This is a genomic window from Paraburkholderia sp. AV2, assembly GCF_054968425.1.
The window spans coordinates 1-19549 of the sequence record NZ_JBANLK010000011.1 but is presented as its reverse complement, the minus strand read 5'-3'; the positions used below and the strand labels follow the sequence as shown (position 1 = coordinate 19549).

The 19549-nt window shown below is 66.5% G+C and carries 15 protein-coding genes; 9 read left to right on the top strand and 6 right to left on the bottom strand.

Translation table 11 applies throughout. The annotated features are described in order from the left end of the window. Positions 1-1843 (top strand): autotransporter family protein (locus V8683_RS10645; protein ID WP_462880632.1); only part of this gene is annotated, 1843 nt, incomplete at its 5' end. Positions 1844-1930: 87 nt separating this feature from the next. Next, positions 1931-2131: a hypothetical protein gene (locus V8683_RS10640; RefSeq protein ID WP_411191055.1), complete on the top strand. Its 201-nt coding sequence runs from the start codon at positions 1931-1933 to the stop codon at positions 2129-2131. Positions 2132-2229: 98 nt separating this feature from the next. Here V8683_RS10640 and V8683_RS10635 read toward each other — a convergent pair whose 3' ends face one another. Both V8683_RS10635 and soxR read right to left on the bottom strand, forming a co-directional pair. Beyond that, positions 2230-2757, bottom strand: a complete 528-nt coding sequence (locus tag V8683_RS10635) for a hypothetical protein (protein WP_411191054.1) — start codon at positions 2755-2757, stop codon at positions 2230-2232. A gap of 94 nt (positions 2758-2851) precedes the next feature. Continuing rightward, entirely contained in the window at positions 2852-3340 is a 489-nt protein-coding gene (gene soxR, locus V8683_RS10630; RefSeq protein WP_411191053.1) for a redox-sensitive transcriptional activator SoxR, read from the bottom strand. An 84-nt stretch (positions 3341-3424) separates the two neighbouring features. Between soxR and V8683_RS10625 the strand changes: the two genes are divergently transcribed. Then, positions 3425-4432, top strand: coding sequence for a questin oxidase family protein (locus V8683_RS10625; protein WP_411191052.1), 1008 nt, complete (start codon positions 3425-3427; stop codon positions 4430-4432). Between the two features lie 7 nt (positions 4433-4439). Here the strand turns inward: V8683_RS10625 and cobA are convergent, their stop codons facing one another. Beyond that, a complete protein-coding gene (cobA, locus tag V8683_RS10620; RefSeq protein WP_411191051.1) occupies positions 4440-5222 on the bottom strand; it encodes a uroporphyrinogen-III C-methyltransferase in 783 nt (260 codons plus the stop codon). Positions 5223-5892: 670 nt separating this feature from the next. Here cobA and nirB point away from each other — a divergent pair. Genes nirB through V8683_RS10605 form a run of 3 tightly spaced genes read left to right on the top strand, consistent with a single transcriptional unit; the run spans position 5893 to position 13035 of the window. Beyond that, on the top strand, positions 5893-8457 hold the full coding sequence (gene nirB / locus V8683_RS10615; RefSeq protein ID WP_411192496.1) for a nitrite reductase large subunit NirB: 2565 nt from the start codon (positions 5893-5895) through the stop codon (positions 8455-8457). 28 nt (positions 8458-8485) lie between these two features. Continuing rightward, complete coding sequence (gene nirD / locus V8683_RS10610) at positions 8486-8833, top strand: nitrite reductase small subunit NirD (RefSeq protein ID WP_411191050.1); 348 nt, start codon at positions 8486-8488, stop codon at positions 8831-8833. A gap of 44 nt (positions 8834-8877) precedes the next feature. After that, entirely contained in the window at positions 8878-13035 is a 4158-nt protein-coding gene (locus tag V8683_RS10605; protein WP_411191048.1) for a molybdopterin-dependent oxidoreductase, read from the top strand. 222 nt (positions 13036-13257) lie between these two features. Here V8683_RS10605 and V8683_RS10600 read toward each other — a convergent pair whose 3' ends face one another. Beyond that, entirely contained in the window at positions 13258-13665 is a 408-nt protein-coding gene (locus V8683_RS10600; RefSeq protein ID WP_411191047.1) for a PAS domain-containing protein, read from the bottom strand. A gap of 206 nt (positions 13666-13871) precedes the next feature. On the opposite strand from V8683_RS10600, the gene V8683_RS10595 reads away from it, so the two are divergent. Next, complete coding sequence (locus V8683_RS10595; protein WP_411191046.1) at positions 13872-14339, top strand: universal stress protein; 468 nt, start codon at positions 13872-13874, stop codon at positions 14337-14339. Positions 14340-14388: 49 nt separating this feature from the next. On the opposite strand, the gene V8683_RS10590 is transcribed toward V8683_RS10595, so the two are convergent. Continuing rightward, on the bottom strand, positions 14389-15570 hold the full coding sequence (locus V8683_RS10590) for an MFS transporter (protein WP_411191045.1): 1182 nt from the start codon (positions 15568-15570) through the stop codon (positions 14389-14391). Continuing rightward, entirely contained in the window at positions 15567-16361 is a 795-nt protein-coding gene (locus V8683_RS10585) for a DeoR/GlpR family DNA-binding transcription regulator (RefSeq protein ID WP_411191044.1), read from the bottom strand. Before V8683_RS10585 ends, V8683_RS10590 begins: the two co-directional genes overlap by 4 nt. Positions 16362-16707: 346 nt before the next feature. Between V8683_RS10585 and V8683_RS10580 the strand changes: the two genes are divergently transcribed. Both V8683_RS10580 and V8683_RS10575 read left to right on the top strand, forming a co-directional pair. Then, positions 16708-17832: a malate/lactate/ureidoglycolate dehydrogenase gene (locus V8683_RS10580; RefSeq protein WP_411191042.1), complete on the top strand. Its 1125-nt coding sequence runs from the start codon at positions 16708-16710 to the stop codon at positions 17830-17832. Positions 17833-18137: 305 nt separating this feature from the next. Beyond that, positions 18138-19406, top strand: a complete 1269-nt coding sequence (locus V8683_RS10575) for an MFS transporter (protein ID WP_411191041.1) — start codon at positions 18138-18140, stop codon at positions 19404-19406. Positions 19407-19549: the final 143 nt, after the last annotated feature.

Below are 19549 nucleotides of genomic sequence, written 5' to 3'. Positions count from 1 at the left end.
CTACACCGGTGGCACGACGATCTCGGCAGGGACGTTGCAGTTCGGCAATGGCGGAACCTCGGGCAGCATTCTCGGCAATGTCGCCGACAACGGGACGCTGGCCTTCGATCGTTCGGATAGCTTCACTTTCGGCGGCACAATTTCCGGCACGGGCAACGTGACGCAAACAGGTCCGGGCGTCACGGTCCTGAATGCGGTGAACACCTACAGCGGAGGCACGACCATTTCAGACGGCACGCTTGCCGTCGGCGATGCCGCGCATGCGAACGCGGCTCTCGGTGCGGGCGCAACGACCGTGGCAGACGGCGCAACGCTCGGTGGTTATGGCACGGTAGCGGGTGCGGTGACCAATGCGGGCACGATCGCCGTCGCCAATGCATTGCCTTCGTTTGCGGCCGATGCGAATGGCTCGTTCATGATCGGCGGCAATCTGGTGAATCAGGGTGTGGTGAACGTGGCGGCTGCGTCCGGGCAGATCGGCAACGTGCTGACGGTCGGCGGTAACTACTCGGGCGCCAACGGGCAGTTGGTACTGAACACGCTGCTTAACCAGGGCGGTGCGGCCACGAAGACGGACCAGCTCGTCGTTACAGGCAATACGAGTGGCAGCACGACCATTCAGGTACACGCGACAGGCACGGGCGTGCAGACGGTGGGCGATGGCATCGAGCTTGTGCAGGTGGACGGAACGTCGGCGGCGAACAGTTTCCGCATGGGCAATGTGATACAGAGCGGTGCCTATCAGTATCTGCTGTATCAGGGCGGTACTGCGAGCGCTAACGACTGGTATTTGCGCTCGATGTTCGAATCGTCGTCGGGGGCAAGTGGCGCTGTCACGCCTTCCGGGAACGTTGCATATCGTCCAGGCGCTGCCGGCTATTCGCTGACTCCGCTGCTCGATGCCGACTACGGTTTTACGATCATGGGGACGTTGAACGAGCGCGTGGGCGACATCGCAAGCGTCGAAGCGGGACAAGCCAATAAGACCGGCGCCGACAACAATGATGGGGTCTGGGGCCGTGTGAGCGGGGAGAATTTCGACGTCGATTCAAACAACGGGTTCTCGGCCAGCGAACAGACGTTCTTCGGGCAGTTCGGCAAGGACTGGACGCTCGCGCGCGGCGCCAATGGGGGCAGCACGCATGCGGGCGCGATGGTGACTTTCGGCTCGATGTCGGCGACTTTCGACGACAGCCTGCGCAGCCTTGATTCACAGTTGTCCGACGCAACGGGCTCGGTGGAGACGCAAGCGCAATCCATTGGCGGCTACTGGACGAAATATCTGCCTGACGGCACCTATTTCGACGGTGTAGGCCAACTTACGCATTACTACAACAAATACGGCGACATCTACGGCGACGAGGCAACCCAGAACGGTTTCAGCGCAGGGGCCTCGGGCGAGGTGGGCAAGCCCTTCCTGCTTCCTGGTTCGACGGGCATCGCGATTGAACCGCAGGTGCAGTTGCTCTATCAGTACCTGCATATGAATGCGGCAGACGATGGGGTTTCGCCGATTTCCAGCACCAGTACGAATGGCTTGCGCGGACGCGTGGGCTTCCGGCTGTTTCGGGCGAATCTGCAAAACGACGGACGCACGGGCGCGGCAACGCCTTATCTGACCTTCGACGTACTGCACGACTTCCTCTCTCCTGGGCAGACCAGCGTGGGCGGCACGCCGTTCGAGGCCGATCCGGCCAGGACCTGGTACGACGTGGGCGCGGGTGTGACGACGAGCATGGGCAAGTCGTCCGAGCTGTACGTCAATATCAAGTACGCGCGCAACATTGGGGGCGAGTACGCGCGCACCGTTTTCGGTCAGGCCGGCTATCGATATTCCTGGTAGTCACGGATTCCGGGACGGAAAACGGCTTCTTCGATAGTGCCAACTGGAAGAACGCGGACTATACGCAAACGCCGCGCGGCTGGATCGATGGCTTCCGGGTACTGCGGAGACACGCTGCATGTCCTCGAGCGACTCGTGCCGACGCTGCAGCACGGCCGGGACGTGGTGCAGCAGGGCACGCCGTCGTCGCCGGGCCATTTCACCATGACGCGCCCCGACCTCTGGGCGCAGCACGTGGGCGAATTCATGCAATGGCTGGGCGATGTGCCTTCGCAGACGGGCGGGTAGCGGCGACGCCGGTCTTGAAGCGGTCGCTCACGAGGGCGTTTCGGTGCGCCACCGAGCTACGGCCGCGGGCAACACTGCCACCGCACAAACGCCTTCAATCACTCGATACGCAGCGACCCCGACATTTGCTTGATCACCGGCGACCACGTTGCCTGCTCCGCGACAGGATAGACAAATTGCACGGCAACCAGCGTATCGCCGTGAATGATCATCTTCTCGTAGACGACTTCGTTAGTCGGCGTCTGGCACGAAAAGGCCACGAGATGCCGCTTGCTCACTTCATAGCTCGCCCGCACGCCCGCGCAGGGGCCCTGTTCTTCGCTGCGCAGGATTTGAGCAGGCGTATCGTCGTTCGCGTTGAACCTGCCCCAGACGGTGACTTGCGCGGTGCCCGATTTCGCCGAAAAGACGACGCCGTCGCTGTCGTCCGCTTCACGGCCGGCGGCCAGCAGGTCGGCAGGATAATCGATCGTGTATTGGTAGCGTACGTTGCCGTAGGTCGCAACGTGTTCGTCGGCCTGCTGGCGCGGCGGACTCGAAGGCTTCGCTTCCTGGCTGGACGTTGCGGCTGCGAAGCAAGCCAGGCCGTGCGAGGCAAGAAAGGTCGCCAGCAAGTAGCGGGACAAGGTGTTCCGGATTGGCATGGGCATTGGGTAGGGAGACGGGATAACGATAATCGCATACCAGGTGGTTCGAGCGAGAAGGGGCTTCGGCGGCGCGTCACCGCTCCGGTTCACCCGGATCAGCCGCGTTTAGCAAATCACGCGAGCTATCGCCCATGAGATATCGGGCGCCGCTTCCTCGACTTCGCGCGATATCCCCCGGATTATAAAGCGAGCAACTCTTCAGCGAGAGGCAGCCGCATCCCACGCACGAAGCAAGCCGATCGCGCAACGCGATCAGCGCATCGATTCGCTCCTGCAGCATGGGCTGCCAGGTGCGGGACAGACGTTGCCAGTCCTGTTTGGTCGGCGTGCGCTGCCCGGGCAACGTCGCCAGTGCCGAACGAATCTCCGCCAGGTTCAAACCCACGGCCTGGGCTGCGCGAATGAAACCGATTCGCCGCAGCGCCTCACGCCGGTACTGACGCTGACCACCCTCCGTCCGGCAACTGCTGACCAGTCCTTGTTCCTCGTAGAAGCGGATCGCGCTCGTTGCTACGCCAGAGCGTCTGGCGAGCTCGCCGATGGAGATCGAAATGTCTTTCATGACGTTTCTGGATGAATGGGCTTGACTTCAAGTTTACTTGAACTATCACAATGCAGCTTCGCTTTCTGTCCCGGAGACTTAATCATGCAAGTGGACCGCATGGACGCCACCCTGAACGAACTGCTGGACGCGAACGCTGGCTTCGATCTGGCAGCCAGGGGGACGACCAACCATTGCCCGATGGCGCTCGTTGCGTTGTCCCGAATGGGAGCTTCTCCGTCGCGGTTACGGGAGTTCTTCGCGATGTGGGAGCGCAAGTACGCGCTGCCCGCGCCACGCGTCGACGTGACGATCAGTCGTCGCGACTGGTCGCGCCAACTCGCCAATCCTGCTGCATTCGGAGCGCTGCGCCTTTGCTTTCTGGACTGGATGGCGGACGACGGCCCCATTCCGGTGATCACCCAGGTTCTGAGCGCAGTGCCGTTCGCACCCGCAACGGGCGCGTTCCATGCGCTCGTCCGGCTGGCTTACGGCATCGAGGCCGCGCATGCCGGCGAGATGGCTGCGGGCCTGGCTGCGCTGGTCTCGTCGCATTTGCCGATTGCCATTCCTGTCGATGGCAGCCGCCGTGCCGAAAGCGTCGACGCCGCGTTTTACGAGGTTGCGCGAGCCATGGCCGATGACCCGGTGAACGGCAACTCGATAACGGCGCGTCTTCGCGCCGTGGCCGGCGATGCCCGGTTCCAGCAGGCAGTTCTCTCGCCTCCGGCGACCTCATCGTTGCTCGACGACATGGCACGAGCGGCTATCTCCGTGTACTGGCGGACGGCAGATTTCACAGTACTCCATACTGTCACGGGCACGCACGCCGCCCGCATTCTGTTTGCCCGGTTGCCCGACTCGCTGGCCGAGCAATTGCTGCCCGATCTATGGTTTGCGCTGTGCGCCGCTTACGCAACGGTGCGCAAGCCCCTGGACGTCGAGCCCGATGTGCCGGCCATAGAAGGCGACTGGAACGAAGCGTGCCGGCTGGCGGTGCTTTCAGATGACGATCATGTCGTCAAGATGACCTATACGTGTCTTTGCGAAGATCGCCGCAATGTGTCGGAGTGCTATCTGGCTTCGGCGGCGCGGCTCGTCGGAATGCCGTAGACGCCATTCAGGCCCGTCGCAACAGAGGAGGGAGAGCATCCCTCGCAGACTCGAACGCTTCGAAGCGCTTGAACGACATGGCCTCGCCAATCGCATCGCCTACGAGAATAATGGCGGGGCTGCCCAGCCCGGCCGCTTGTGCGTCGTGCGCGACGGTGGCGAGCGTGCCGGTCACGCGCCGCTCGCTGGCCGTGCCGGCCCATTGCACGACGGCCGCGGGCGTGCTGCGCGGCAGCGACTGCGCAAGCGTGGCGCAGAGGTTTTCGATGCGGCTCATGCCCATATAGATCGCGAGCGTCATGCCGGTTGCCGCGAGCGCGACCCAGTCGGGTTCGCTGTGGTCGCGTAGATGCGCCGTCACGAAGATCACCCCCTGGCAGTGGTCGCGGTGCGTGAGCGATACGCCAAGGCTCGCGGCGGCGGCGAAAGCCGAGGACACGCCACTGACGATCTCGACGGCGATACCCGCCCGCTGCAACGCGCCCAGTTCCTCTCCCGCGCGCCCGAACAGCAGCGCGTCGCCGCCTTTCACGCGCACGACGTGCAGGCCCCGCCGCGCGTAGCGTTGCATGAGCCGCTCGATGAAGGTTTGGGGCGTGGAGCGGCAGCCGCCGCGTTTGCCTACCCGGATCACGCGCGCGGCGGGGGCGAGCGCTGCGATCTCCGGATTCACGAGATCGTCGAGCAGCACGACGTCGGCGCTCGCAAGCGCTTTCACGGCTTTCAGCGTGAGCAGGTCGAGGTCGCCTGGACCCGCGCTCAACAAGGTGACCTTGCCCGTTGCCATCATGTTTGTCCTCTTGCGTGCGGCACACACGGCCGTGCGCGCCGTCAAAAACAAATGGCGTCCGCTCGCCGGGTTCGGCGAGGGGACGCCATTGTCCTGGTTGATCCTGGTTGATAGACACATTTTGATAGACACATTTCCTGAGTGGCGCGAACCGCCTGCGGCACTCCCGCGCGACATCCGGCAGCGTTGCCGGATGCAACGTGTGATGCAAATTTCAGACCAGCATGAGCATGCAGACAGGTTGACCGCTGCGTCCATGCCGGCCGTGCCGCGAGGGCACGCACGCGCGAAGCGAGTGAACCGGGTGGCCGCGCAATCGCACAGCGAATGTGCTGCACAGCACCAATCTTGTGCTTCGCCGTATCACGATGCGTCATGCCTGCACTTGTAGCGGCTCGCGGACAAAGGCCGCGAATGCCCGCCAACTGTACCTTCGAGCCCGCAGGGCACCGTATGGCACGGTGTTTGCGTTATCTGACGCGACACAGGTCGGCAGGGATCAACGGCGATCCCTCTGCGTCGCAGCACCGCAGCGCTCGATCTGCCACCGTAAAACAGGGCAATGGCGTCCCCCGAATCTGGCTTCTCACAAGCCGGTATCGCGGGACGCCTTTTTATTTTCAGGGTGCTCAGCATGGTGCAATCCACGTTTGCAGTCGACGGCTCCGTCATGGAAGTCGTCGTTGTCGGCCACGGCATGGTGGGCCACAAGTTTCTCGAGTGCCTGCTTGCCGAGGGCGCGCCGCAGGTGCGGGTGACCGTGCTTTGCGAGGAACCGCGTCCGGCTTACGATCGCGTGCACCTCTCCGCATTCTTTTCGGGCACTTCGGCCGAGGATCTCTCGCTCGTCGAGGCCGGGTTCTTCGATCGCGACGACGTGCGGCTCGTGCTCGGCGCGAAGGCGGTCTCAGTCGACCGTGCGGCGCGCACCATAACGGTCTCCAACGGCGAAACGCTGCATTACGACAAGCTCGTGCTCGCCACGGGCTCGTCGCCGTTCGTGCCGCCCATCGCGGGCAACGACCGCGCAGACTGTTTCGTCTACCGAACTATCGAAGACCTCGAAGCGATGCAGGCCCGCGGCGCGCGCGCCCGTACGGGCGTGGTGGTGGGCGGCGGGCTGCTCGGCCTCGAATGCGCGAAGGCGCTGCGAGACATGGGGCTCGAAACCCATGTGGTCGAATTCGCACCGCGCCTCATGGCCGTGCAGGTGGACGACGACGGCGGCCGCGTGCTGCGCGGCAAGATCGAGGAACTGGGCGTGACCGTGCACACGCAGAAGCAGACTACGGCGATCGTCGACGGCGAAACGGCGGCGAACCGCATGGTATTCGCCGACGGCTCGCACCTCGAAGCGGACATGATCGTGTTCTCGGCCGGCATTCGCCCGCGCGACGAGATTGCGCGGGCCTGCGGCCTCGACCTCGGTGCGCGCGGTGGCGTGGCGATCGACGACCAGTGCCGCACGAGCGATACGGACATCTACGCAATCGGCGAATGTGCGTCGTGGCGCGGCCAGACCTTCGGCCTCGTCGCGCCGGGCTACGACATGGCCCGCGTCGCGGCGAAGGCGCTGGCGGGCGAGGAAGCGGGCTTTGCCGGCGCCGACATGAGCACGAAACTCAAGCTGATGGGCGTGGACGTGGCGAGCCTGGGCGACGCGCATGGGAAAACGCCGGGTAGCCGCGCGTACCGTTATGCCGACGAGCGCCGCCAGGTCTACAAGAAAATCGTCGTGTCCGAATGCGGCAAGCAACTGCTCGGCGCGGTGATGGTGGGCGACGCAGGCGACTACGGCACGCTGCAGCAGATGATGCTCAACCGCATCGAGCTTCCCGAAGCCCCCGAATTCCTGATTCTTCCCGAGTCCGGCGGCAAGGCCAGGCCGGCTCTCGGCGTGGAGGCGCTGCCCGACGGCGCGCAGATTTGCTCGTGCAACAACGTTTCGAAGGCGCAGATCTGCGCGGCGGTGCGCGAGGGCTCGACGACCATCGCGGCGGTGAAGAGCGCCACCTGCGCGGGGACTTCGTGCGGCGGCTGCGTGCCGCTCGTGACTCAGGTCATGAAGTCGGAGATGCAGCGCCAGGGGCTCGCCGTCAACAACCATTTGTGCGAGCACTTCCGCTATTCGCGCCAGGAGCTCTATCACATCGTGCGCGTGGAGGGCATCAAGACCTTCTCCGAACTGCTCGCGAAGCATGGGCAAGGGCTGGGCTGCGACGTTTGCAAGCCCGCCGTGGCCGGCATTCTCGCGTCGTGCTGGAACGAATTCGTGCTCAAGAAGGAACATGCAGGTCTTCAGGACTCCAACGATTACTACCTCGCCAACATCCAGCGCGACGGCACCTATTCGGTCGTGCCGCGCATGGCTGGCGGCGAGGTGACGCCGGAGGGGTTGATCGCGGTGGGGCAGGTCGCGAAGCAGTACGGGCTGTATACGAAGATCACGGGCGGCCAGCGCGTGGATCTGTTCGGGGCGCGCGTCGAGCAGTTGCCCGCGATCTGGGAAGCGTTGATCGCGGCGGGCTTCGAATCGGGACATGCCTACGGCAAGGCGGTGCGCACCGTGAAGTCGTGCGTGGGCTCCACGTGGTGCCGCTACGGCGTGGGCGATTCGGTGGGCCTCGCCATCGAGATCGAGAACCGCTACAAGGGCTTGCGCGCGCCGCACAAGATCAAGTTCGGCGTCTCGGGCTGCACGCGCGAGTGCGCCGAGGCGCAGGGCAAGGATATCGGCGTGATCGCGACGGAGAAGGGCTGGAATCTCTATGTCTGCGGCAACGGCGGCATGAAACCGCGTCACGCGGAACTGCTCGCCTCGGACCTCGACAAGGCCACGCTGATCCGCTACGTCGACCGCTTCCTGATGTTCTACGTGCGCACGGCCGACCGCCTGCAGCGCACGAGCGTATGGCGCGACAACCTCGAGGGCGGTCTCGAGTATCTGATCGACGTGGTGGTGCACAACAGGCTCGGCCTTGCAGCCGAGCTCGAAAGCGAGATGCAGCACGTGGTCGAGACCTACGAGTGCGAATGGAAAAAGGCCGTGACCGACCCGGATACGCGGCGGCGCTTTCGTCACTTCGTCAATAGCGAGGCGGGCGATCAGCACGTGCGCTTCGTCGAGGAGCGCGGCCAGATCCGTCCGGCCACGCCGGCCGAGCGTGCGGTCGAACCCAGGGGCGCGGCATATGCCGTGCTGGAAGAGATTCCGGTTGTCGTCGAAGCTGTCTGAACCTTGTCCTTCTCAACAGGAGAGCGAAATGAGCGATCAAACCCTTCCCGCGCACTGGACTTCGGTGTGCCGGCTCGACGATATCGTGCCGAACACGGGCGTGTGTGCGCTCGTGAACGGCGAGCAGGTGGCCGTGTTTCATGTGGACGACGGCGCCGCGCGCGTCTTCGCCATCGGCAACTACGATCCCAACTCGCAGGCTGCCGTGCTGTCGCGCGGTCTCGTGGGGAATCTCGGCGAACGCATCGTCGTGGCCTCGCCGATCTACAAGCATCACTTCGATCTGGCTACCGGCGAGTGCCTCGAAGCGCCGCAGCAGTCGGTCAGCCCGTATGCGACGCGTGTGGTGAACGGCGAGGTTTACGTGGCTGCCTGAGGTTCGCCCCCGGTCCCTTCCAACGCCGATATCGAGCGCAAGGCATGACGAGCAAGAGCGTAAAGAGCGTGTGTCCGTACTGCGGCGTGGGCTGCGGCATGATCCTGCAGATCGCGGACGGCCAGGTCACGAAGATCGCGGGCGACCCCGATCATCCGACCAATTTCGGCCGGCTGTGCACGAAGGGATCGTCGGCGCACGTGGCGCTGCGCAAGTCGGGCCGGCTCGAACGCGCGTTCGTGCGTCATGCGCGCGGCGAGGACCCGGTGCCGCTCGCGCTCGATCAGGCGATTGCGGATACCGCGCGGCGGCTGCGCGCGACGCTCGATGCGCACGGCCCTGATGCGCTGTCGTTCTATGTCTCCGGGCAGATGTCGGTCGAGGCGCAGTATCTCGTCAACAAGCTCGCGAAGGGCTTCGTGCGCACGAACAACATCGAGTCGAACTCGCGCCTGTGCATGGCGAGCGCGGGCAGCGGCTACAAGCTCTCGCTGGGCGCGGACGGTCCGCCGGGTTCCTATCAGGATTTCGATCGCGCCGATCTCTTCTTCGTGATCGGTGCGAACATGGCCGACTGCCATCCCATCCTGTTCCTGCGCATGATGGACCGCGTGAAGGCCGGCGCGAAGCTGATCGTGGTGGACCCGCGCCGCACGGCGACTGCGGAGAAGGCCTCGCTTTTCCTGCAGATCCGGCCGGGCACCGATCTCGCGCTGCTTAACGGCCTCCTGCATCTGCTCCACGCGAACGGCCAGACGGACGCGGCCTTCATCGACGAGTACACCGAGGGCTGGGACGCCATGCCCGCGTTTCTGGCCGACTACACGCCGGAGAAAGTGGCGGCCCTCACGGGCCTCGCGGAGGACGACATTCGCCGCGCCGCGCAGTGGATAGGCGAAGCGCCGGAGTGGATGAGCTGCTGGACGATGGGGCTGAACCAGAGCACCCACGGCACATGGAGCACCAACGCGATCTGCAACCTGCACCTCGCCACCGGCAAGATCTGCCGCCCCGGCAGCGGGCCGTTCTCGCTCACGGGCCAGCCGAATGCGATGGGCGGGCGCGAGATGGGTTACATGGGGCCGGGCCTGCCCGGTCAGCGCTCGGTGCTCGTGGAGGAGGACCGTGCGTTCGTCGAAGCGGCCTGGGCCCTTGCGCCGGGCACGCTGCCCACGAAGGTGGGCGGCGGCACCGTGGACATGTTCTCGCGCATGGCCGCCGGCGAGATCAAGGCCTGCTGGATCATCTGCACGAACCCGGTGGCGACGGTGGCCAACCGGCAGACGGTCGTGGCCGGTTTGAAGGCCGCGGAACTCGTCATCGCGCAGGACGCCTTTCTCGATACCGAAACAAATCAGTACGCCGATGTATTGCTGCCCGGCGCGCTGTGGGCCGAGGCCGACGGTGTGATGATCAACTCCGAGCGCAACATGACGCTCGCGCAGCAGGCCATCGAGCCGCCCGGCGAGGCGCTGGCCGACTGGCAGATCGTCGCGCGCGTGGCCTGCGAAATGGGCTACGCGCACGCATTCGGCTATGCGAGCGCCGCCGAGGTCTTCGACGAGATCGCGCGCTTCGCGAACCCGAAGACGGGCTACGACCTGCGCGGCGCGAGCTACGCGCGGCTACGCGAAACGCCGCTGCAATGGCCGTGCGCGCCAGACGCCCAGCAGGATCGCAACCCGCTGCGCTACCTGAACGACGGCGTGAGCCAAACCTTGCGGGCGCGCGCCGACGGCACCCGGCCGCGCATTGCCTTTGCGACGCCTGGCGGCAAGGCGGTGTTCTTCGCTCGCCCCCATACCGCGCCCGCCGAACTGCCCGACGAGGTCTATCCCGTCGTCCTCAACACCGGGCGCCTCCAGCATCAATGGCACACCATGACCAAGACCGGCAAGGTGGCCATGCTGAACAGGCTCAACCCCGGGCCGTTCGTCGAGCTTCATCCCGAGGACGCCCGCGCGCTCGGCATCGCGGAGAAAGACCGCGTGGAGGTCCGCTCGCGCCGCGGCCGGGTGGTGCTGCCCGCGGTGGTCAGCGAGCGCGTGCTGCCCGGCAATTGCTTCGCGCCCATGCACTGGAACGACGTATTCGGCGAAGACCTCTGCGTGAACGCCGTCACGAACGACGCGATCGACCCCGTTTCCCAGCAGCCCGAACTGAAGTTCTGCACCGTCGCCCTGTCCCGCGTCGAACCCGGGCGCGAGCCGGCTGGCGAGGATGCCGAAGATGCAGACAAACAGCCGCAGGAACATGATATGTCCCGTATCGACGCTTTTTCAACGCTCCTCGGCCTCGACGAGGTCGCCGCGCCTGCTTTGAACGAGGTGCAGCGGCAGTACCTGGCCGGCTTCGTGGGCGGCCTGCGAACGCTAAAGGCCGGGCAGGCCGCGGGGGTGCCGGTACTGCCGGCCCATGCCCCGTTTCCCGACGCCGCGCGCGCATGGCTCGATGGATTGCTCGCGGGACTCTTCAGCAGAACGGACGAAGCACGCGCCCCGGCCCCGGACAGGCTCGCGAGGCCGGCGGGCGCGGATGAGAGCGAAGGCAACGTGCGCATCGTGCACTCGCGCCCGAAGGTCGTGCTGCTGTGGGCCTCGCAAACGGGCAACGTCGAATCGCTGGTCGAGCGCTACGCGACGCAACTGATGGAGTCGGGCTTCGAAATCCGTACGGCCTGCATGGCGGACTATACGCCCGACAGTTTTTCGAAAGCACAGTATGCACTCCTGATGACGAGCACGTTCGGCGACGGCGACGCGCCGGACAACGGCGAGGCATTCTGGAGTGCGCTCAAGGCGGACAACGCGCCGCGTCTCGACACGCTGCGCTACGCGGTGCTGGCGTTCGGCGACCGCAACTACGACCAGTTCTGCGGCCATGGCCGCAACCTCGACGCCCGCCTCGAAGCGCTGGGTGCCGTGCGCCTTTTCGCGCGCACCGACTGCGACGCCGAGTTCCAGCCCGCCGCCGATGCCTGGTTCGAGCGGGTCGTCGCGCGCATCAAGGCGGACGATGCCGCGCTGCATGCGGTGCCGCCCAACGGCGCGATTCCTGAAGTACTGCCCGGCTGCGCACCGACGAAGGCCCGCCCGGCATCGTCGCGTCTCGTGAAGAACGTGCGCCTGAACCGCAAGGGCGCGGCGAAGGACACGCGCTACTTCGCGCTCGCGGCGCTCGCGGCGGGCGAGGCGGGGCTCGAATACGAAGCCGGCGACGCGCTGGGCGTATGGCCCACCAACTGCCCGGTGCTCGTGGACGAAGTGCTTGCGCTCACGCGCCTTTCCGCCGAGGCGCCGGTGAGCGTGAGCGGCGTGGGCGAGATGCGCCTTGCCGATGCGCTGGGCCGGCACTACGAGATCGCGCGCCCCGGCCCTGACGCGCTGCGCTTCATCGCCTCGCGCACGCGCTCGGGCGGCCTTGCCGACCTGCTGGCCGAAGAGCGCAGGATCGACCTGCGCGACTGGCTCTGGGGGCAGCAGCTTGCCGACGTGCTCCACGAGTTCCCCGTCGAACTCTCGGCGGCCGAACTGCTGGGCATGCTCAAGCGGCTGCAGCCGCGCCTGTATTCGATCTCGTCGAGCCCCAAGGCCCATGAGGGGGAAGTGCATCTCACCGTCTCGGCGGTGCGCTACAGCAACGGCCGGCGCGAACGCAAGGGCGTGGCCTCGACCTTCCTCGCCGACCGCGCCGAGGCGGGCAGCGTGCCGGTGTTCGTGCAGAAAAGCACGCATTTTCGGCCGCCGCGCCACGGCGATACGCCCATGATCATGGTCGGTCCCGGCACCGGCGTCGCGCCGTTCCGCGCTTTCCTGCACGAGCGGCGCGCGCGCGGCGATCGCGGCCGCAACTGGCTGTTTTTCGGCGAGCAGCATGCGGCAACGGACTTCTACTACCGTGAGGAACTCGAAGCGATGCACGGCGACGGCCACCTCGCGCGGCTCGACCTCGCGTTCTCGCGCGACCAGAGCGACAAGATCTACGTGCAGGACCGCATGCGCGAGCAGGGCGCGCAGTTGTGGGCGTGGCTGCAGGAGGGCGCGCACCTGTACGTGTGCGGCGACGCGAGCCGCATGGCGAAAGACGTGGACGCCGCGCTCCGGGATATCGTTGCGGCGCATGGCGGCATGGACGCCGACGCGACGCAGGAATTCGTCAGTGCGCTTGCGCGGGAAAAGCGTTACGTGCGCGACGTTTACTGACACACCGGGGAGACCGAGATCCATGAAGTGGAGGCAGTTCTACGCGTATCTGGCGTACGCTTTCGATACCCCGTCGCAGGACAGGACGGCTGAAGCGCTCCCGGCGCCGGCAGCGCTCGAAGAGCGCGATGACGACCGGCAACGCGCGTCGGCCGACTGGCGCCCCGCAGCGCTTCGCGGACGCGGCGCGAGCCGGCGTGACCGGCGCGCGTCCCTGCGGTCTCAGGGAGAGGGCGGCGGCGAGGCGTTGCGCGCGGCCCGTTCGCGCTCGACGCGCTCCGTCACGTCGCGCGCGATGGCGACCGAGCCGGCCACTTGCCCCGCGTCGTCCTTGACGAGCGCAAAGGACATTTCGAGGTAAAGCTTCCGCCCGCTCTTGTGCGCGGCGCGGGTCAAGGACGGACGCCCGCCGAGCCGGGTCACGCCGCTCGCCATTGCGGCGTCGAATCCCTTCCAGTGCGGCCCCCGCAGAGGCTCCGGGATGATGAGGTCGAGGCTCTGCCCGAGCGCTTCATCGCGCGCGTAGCCGAATAGCCGGCTCGCCGCCTCGTTCCAGCGCGCGATCATGCCGTCGCGGCTTGCATAGATGAGGGCGTCGGTCGTCTGTTCGAGTATCCATTCTGCAAGCATGGTCGGCTCCTGACCTGAGTTGGCCACGGGACAGCGCACCCGTAGGGCGGGATCATTATATGTCACAGCGTGATCTATAATGGAGGCAACCCCCGCGAATACGAGGCAGTCAGGCTCGCGAAACGCCGGTGTCGAAGCGGCACGGCGTGGGAAGCGCGGGGGCGGCCCCGCCCGCATGGCGGGCTCGATCCCGCCGGAGGAATCGAATGTTCAGGCGTATTCTGCTCTGCTACGACGCAACGCGGGAAGGGCGCCGAGCCTTGCGCGAAGGTGCGGATCTGGCGCGGCACTACGCGGCGCAGGCCCATCTGCTCGCCGTGCTCGAACGGGAGCCGGGGCAATGGGGTGCCGACGTCGGTTTCGCGATGCCGGTCGATCTGGCCGAGCAGACGGCGAACGACGTGCTGCGCGAAGGCGTGGAATGTCTGAGCGGCAGCGGACTTGTGGCGACAGGCCACTTCGCCGTGGGCAACCCCGTCGACGTGATTGCCCGGTTCGTGGCGGAGCTGAACCCCGACCTCGTGGTGCTGGGGCATCACCGCAGGGGCGCGTTCGCGCGTTGGTGGGACGGGCGCGACGATAGGCTGTTGCTCGATCGTGTGAGCTGCAACGTGCTGGTGGTGCCTGGACCCGAAGTGCCGGCGGCCGAGGTGCCGCTTCACCGGGCAGCATGAGCGGCGCGGCCGGCGTTCGCCGTTCGTCATCGTTCGTTATGCTAACCAATCACGAGCATTCGTCGAGCGCTCGGCGTTCCGCCGGGGCATTGGCGACGGAAGCCGGGTTGCGCACGGCTCGCGCCCCCGCGAGACCGACGGTCACGGCGGCGAGCAGCAGCACGCACAGCGCCGTCCTCAAACCGAACAGACCCGCGCCGAAGCCGATCACGGGCGGCCCGACGAGGAACCCCGCATAACCAAGGGTCGCGGCCATCGAAACGCCGGTTGCCGGCGTTTCGGTCGAGCGTCCCGCGGCGCTGAAAATGACCGGCACGACGTTCGCGAGGCCAATGCCGATCAGCGCGAAACCGGCCACCGCCGTGACGAGATTCGGCAACCCGAGTACGAGCGCGAGCCCCGCTGCCGCGAGCAGGCCGCCCAGCGCGACGACCCGGCCGGGTCCGAGGCGCCGCACCGAAACGTCGCCGACCACGCGGCACGCCGCCATCGAGAACGCAAACGCGGAGTAGCCGAGCCCCGCGCTTGCCGCATCGTACGGCAGTACCGAGCGCAGAAACACGGCGCTCCAGTCGGCCACCGCGCCCTCCATCATCATGCAGAGAAAGGCGAGCGCCGCGAGCTTCATCACGGCGCGAGTGGGCAGCGCGAAACCCGTGGCCCTGGCAAGACGCGGTCCGATGTCGCGCAGCGCGGCAACCATCGCGCCTGCGATCAGCAGGCCGACGAGCACGTCCGGCAACGCGAGGCTGCCCGTCACGCCCACGCCGAGCTTCTGCAGCATCGTGCCGGTGGCCGCGCCGACCAGACCGCCCGCGCTCCAGGCCGCATGAAACGACGACATGATCGGTGCGCGCCACGCAGTCTCGATCGCGCTCGCATGACCGTTCATCGATACGTCGAGCGCGCCGTTGGTCGCGCCGAAGAAAAGCAGTGCCAGGCATAGCAATGCGAAATCGGGCACCAGCGCCGGCAGCGGGAACGCAACGATGAAGAGCGCGCCCAGCAGCGCGGTGGTGCGGCCGCTGCCGAGTTTCGCCGCGAACCGGCCGGCCAGCGGCATCGCAACGATCGCGCCCAGCGCGAACGCGAAGAGGGCGATACCGAGCGCCGTGTCGGACAGCGCGAGCTTTTCCTTCACGCGCGGGACTTCCACCGCCCACGCGCCGATCGCGAAGCCGTTCGCGAAGAACACGGCGACCGTGGCGCATCGTTCCTTGACGAGGTTCATGAGCGAGCCACCAGAACGTTGTCGCAGACCTTGCGCAGTTGCGCGAGATGCGTGCGCTGGACCTCGGGCTCGACGATCAGGTAGTCGAGCCCGGCCACGGGGGCGACCGTAAACGGCGCGGAGCGCATCAGCTTCGCGGACGTGACGGCGGCGGCGGTGAGGCCGCTTGCGCGAATCATCGCGCGCTTCATCTCCGCATCGTCGGCATCGAATGCGGCGAGGCCTTCGGCCGGATCGAGCGCGCAGACGCCGACGAAGCAGAGATCGGCGCGTATCTGCTGGAGTTGGGCCAGCGCCGTCGCTCCGACGGCGCCGCCCACGCGCGGCCCGATGGACCCGCCGATGAGGACGACCTTGAAACCGGGGCGATGCACGAGGCGCACGCAGACTTCGGGCGAAGTGGTGATCACGGTGAGGTCGGCATGATCGGGCAGCGCGGCCGCGATTTCCGCATTGGTCGAACCGACGTCGAGCAGGATGACCTGGCCGTGCTGCACGATCGATGCCGCCACGCCCGCAAGCCGCGCCTTCGCCTGCGGGTCTTCCTGCATGCGTGCCGCGAGCGGCCGATCGGCCGGCGAGGCGAGCAGCGCGCCGCCGTAGACGCGTTTGCAGTGGCCGGCGTCCGCCAGGTCGCGCAGGTGGCGGCGGACGGTGTGCTCGGAGGTGTTGAGCTCCGTGGCGAGCTGGGCGGCCAGCACGCGGCCGTCGTTGCGCAGGCGCTCGAGAATCAGCCGCTCGCGCTCGTCGGGCATGAGCCCTGCCAGGGCTTCCGTTCGGGTTCGTTGCATAGGCTCGTCTCGGGTTTCGGTTCCGCCGGTTCTTCGGATGGGAATCGATCAAAAACGAGCATAAAGTATCGTAAACGAGAGAGGGATGCAAACAGATGCCGTTGGGCGTAAAAACGGGCTTTCGGGCGTGCGGGTGTAAACAAGCCGGGGAATGCGTAGATAACGAGGCTGAAAAATCCCGAGCCACGGCCGTCGAAAATACGCTGCTCACCGCGATCGCCCTCGTGCATTCTGTTCGCGAAGGATAGAAGCAAGGTCTCGACGACGATCTCTCGATCAAGTACCTTTGCCACGGTGGACTGGATCGATGTTTTCTTTCATTACCCATATCTGAGAGGGTCATCCCATGCCGAACGCCGCCTTCCCCGCGGGCTCCGAAGTCGTCATCGATGCGCAAGCGCTGCACGCATTCGTCGTCGCCATCTGGCGCGCCGCCGGCAGCGAGCGGCGTGAGGCAACGCTGGTGGCCGACCATCTCGTCGGGGCCAACCTGGCCGGACACGACTCGCACGGCGTGGGCATGATTCCGCGCTACGTACTGTCGTGCCGCGAGGGCGAGCTGAAGCTCAACGCGCACGTGGAGCTTGTGCGCGACGCGGGCGCGGTCCTGACGATGGAAGGCGGGCGGGGCTTTGGGCAGGTGGTCGCGTTCGAGGCTATGGAGCGCGGTATCGAGCGCGCGAAGGCGTTCGGCATTTGCGCGGTGGGCCTGCGCGACGCGCATCACATCGGCCGCATCGGCCACTGGGCCGAGCAGTGCGCGCGCGCCGGGCTCGTATCGTTTCACTTCGTCAACGTGGCTGGCGACCCGCTCGTCGCGCCGTTCGGCGGCATCGACCGGCGCTTCGGCACCAACCCGTTCTGCGCCGCGTTCGTGCGCCCGGGGCGAGCGCCCATCGTGCTTGACTTCGCCACGAGCGCGATTGCGGCGGGCAAGGTGCGCGTGGCCTACAACAAGGGCGTCGAGGTGCCGCACGAGACCCTGATCGACCAGGACGGCCGGCCGACCCGCGACCCCGGCGCGCTCTTCTCCGAGGCGCAGCACGGCGCGCTGCGGGCGTTCGGCGGCGCCGTGGCCGGCCATAAAGGCTCGGGGCTCGCGGCGATGTGCGAGCTGCTCGCCGGGGCGCTGAGCGGCGGCTTTACTTCGCATACCGAGACCATCGTCACGAGTCATGCGATCGTCAACTGCATGACCTCGGTGATCGTCGATCCGGACGCGTTCGATGCGCCGGCACGCGATAGCGAAGCCGAGGCGTTCGTGGCGTGGCTGAAGGCCACGCGCCGCGAACCGGGCGTGGAGGACGTGCTGTTGCCCGGCGAGCGCGAGGATGCGACGCGGCGCACGCGCGGCGAGCGCGGCATTCCTGTCGATGCGACGAGCTGGGCGCAGATCGTCGACGCCGCGCGCATGGTGGGCGTGGCGGAACGCGACATCGACGCGTGCGGCGGCCAGCGGGCCCCGCAGTAGCGCGGGCGAGAGCCCATGGCAGGCGCTTCCGGCGAACATTCAGGCCTACCGCTTTCCCGTCTTCTCCGCGTCTACCCGTAGTTATCCTGGGTTGGACGCATCACGCCGGCCGTGACGCATGACGCGTCGCCGGCCGCCTTGTACGGCCGCAATCCGGCAGTGAGTCGCCGCGATTGTTCGCGATCCGCGAATGACGTATTCGGTCGTTATCCCGTTCCTGCCGTGTTGCCCTTGCCCCTATCTTTGCGCCATCGACGCACGAAGCCGGGGCGGTCCCGATGCCGTGTCGATTCAAGGAGACACAGATGAAATCGAACGATTGGGACGTGGCCTACGAATGGAAGGCCGTTGCGCTGCTGGCGCTGGGATTCGGCCTCGTGGGCCTCGACCGGTGGCTGATCGCGCCGCTCTTTCCGTCCATCATGAAGGACCTGCATCTGGATGCGCAGGACGTCGGCAACTGCATCGGCATACTCGGGCTTTCGTGGGGCGTCTTCGCGGCGCTGATGGGCGGCATTTCCGACAAGATCGGGCGGCGCAAGGTGCTGATTCCCGCGATCCTCGCGTTTTCTCTGTTGTCCGGTTTCTCGGGCCTCGCGGGCGGCCTCGCGAGCCTGCTGGCCGTGCGCGCGCTGATGGGCGTGGCCGAGGGCTCGTTCTGCCCGACGAGCTTCGCCGCGACTGCGGACGCCTCGCATCCCAGGCGCCGCGGCTTCAACCTCGGGCTCCAGCAAAGCGGCTTCGCGCTGTTCGGGCTCGCGCTGTCGCCGATCATCGCGACGCAACTGCTGAACGTGGTCACGTGGCGCTGGGTGTTCGCGCTCGTGTCGATTCCGGGGCTGATTCTTGGCTTGCTCATGTTCCGCGTGATTCGCGAACCGAAGGCGGCGCAGACCCGGACAGCGGTGCGCGTGGCGGTGCAGCGCGAGCGCGGCCACTGGCGCGACGTGCTGAAGAGCCGCAACATTCCCGTTGCGATGGCCGCGCTCTTTTGTGCCATGACGGGCGTGTTCGTGCTCGGCGCCATGATGCCGCTCTATCTCACCGAATACCTTTCGATCGATACGCAGCACATGGGCGTGATCGTTTCGGCCATCGGCTTTGGCGGGTTCGTCGGCCAGTTCGGCTTGCCCGGCCTCTCCGATCTCACCGGGCGGCGCATTGCGAGCATCGTCGGTTTCGCGGGCACGGCCGTCGTGCTCTACGTGTTCCGCGGACTCGGTGCCCAGCCGGTCGCCCTGTTCGCGACGCTGTTCGTCGCGGCGTTCTTCACGCTTGGCCTCGTCTCGCTGCTGTCCGGACCCATCGCGACGGAAGCGGCGCCGGTGGGCATGGTCTCGACCTCGATTGGCGTGGTGGTGGGCGCGGGCGAGATCTTCGGCGGTGGCGTGGCGCCCGCGATCGCCGGCTTCGTCGCCAAACACTTCGGCATTCAGAACATTCTCTGGCTGCCGATCTGCGCCGTGCTGCTCGGCATCGTCGTAAGTCTGCTGCTGGTGGAGACCGCGCCGGCCCGGCTCGCCAGGCGCGGGTTGGCGGCGGTCGAATTCCCGGCGGGCGAGCAACCGGAGTAAGGAGGCCGAAGCGGTTCGTTTTCCCGGGTTCCCTGCTTGGCGCGGGGGGGCCCGGCGGTGGGGGTGGCGGGCCGCCCCGGCCCCCCGCCACGGCAAGCGTCACGCGGGTTGCGGCGCAAGCATGTGCGCGTAACGCTGCGCGG

Excerpts from the sequence above, each read along its gene's own strand:
- V8683_RS10640 (WP_411191055.1), top strand. The coding sequence starts at position 1,931 with ATGGCTTCCGGGTACTGCGGAGACACGCTGCATGTCCTCGAGCGACTC.
- soxR (WP_411191053.1), bottom strand. The coding sequence starts at position 3,340 with ATGAAAGACATTTCGATCTCCATCGGCGAGCTCGCCAGACGCTCTGGC.
- V8683_RS10625 (WP_411191052.1), top strand. The coding sequence starts at position 3,425 with ATGCAAGTGGACCGCATGGACGCCACCCTGAACGAACTGCTGGACGCG.
- cobA (WP_411191051.1), bottom strand. The coding sequence starts at position 5,222 with ATGATGGCAACGGGCAAGGTCACCTTGTTGAGCGCGGGTCCAGGCGAC.
- nirB (WP_411192496.1), top strand. The coding sequence starts at position 5,893 with ATGGAAGTCGTCGTTGTCGGCCACGGCATGGTGGGCCACAAGTTTCTC.
- nirD (WP_411191050.1), top strand. The coding sequence starts at position 8,486 with ATGAGCGATCAAACCCTTCCCGCGCACTGGACTTCGGTGTGCCGGCTC.
- V8683_RS10605 (WP_411191048.1), top strand. The coding sequence starts at position 8,878 with ATGACGAGCAAGAGCGTAAAGAGCGTGTGTCCGTACTGCGGCGTGGGC.
- V8683_RS10600 (WP_411191047.1), bottom strand. The coding sequence starts at position 13,665 with ATGCTTGCAGAATGGATACTCGAACAGACGACCGACGCCCTCATCTAT.
- V8683_RS10595 (WP_411191046.1), top strand. The coding sequence starts at position 13,872 with ATGTTCAGGCGTATTCTGCTCTGCTACGACGCAACGCGGGAAGGGCGC.
- V8683_RS10590 (WP_411191045.1), bottom strand. The coding sequence starts at position 15,570 with ATGAACCTCGTCAAGGAACGATGCGCCACGGTCGCCGTGTTCTTCGCG.
- V8683_RS10585 (WP_411191044.1), bottom strand. The coding sequence starts at position 16,361 with ATGCAACGAACCCGAACGGAAGCCCTGGCAGGGCTCATGCCCGACGAG.
- V8683_RS10580 (WP_411191042.1), top strand. The coding sequence starts at position 16,708 with ATGCCGAACGCCGCCTTCCCCGCGGGCTCCGAAGTCGTCATCGATGCG.
- V8683_RS10575 (WP_411191041.1), top strand. The coding sequence starts at position 18,138 with ATGAAATCGAACGATTGGGACGTGGCCTACGAATGGAAGGCCGTTGCG.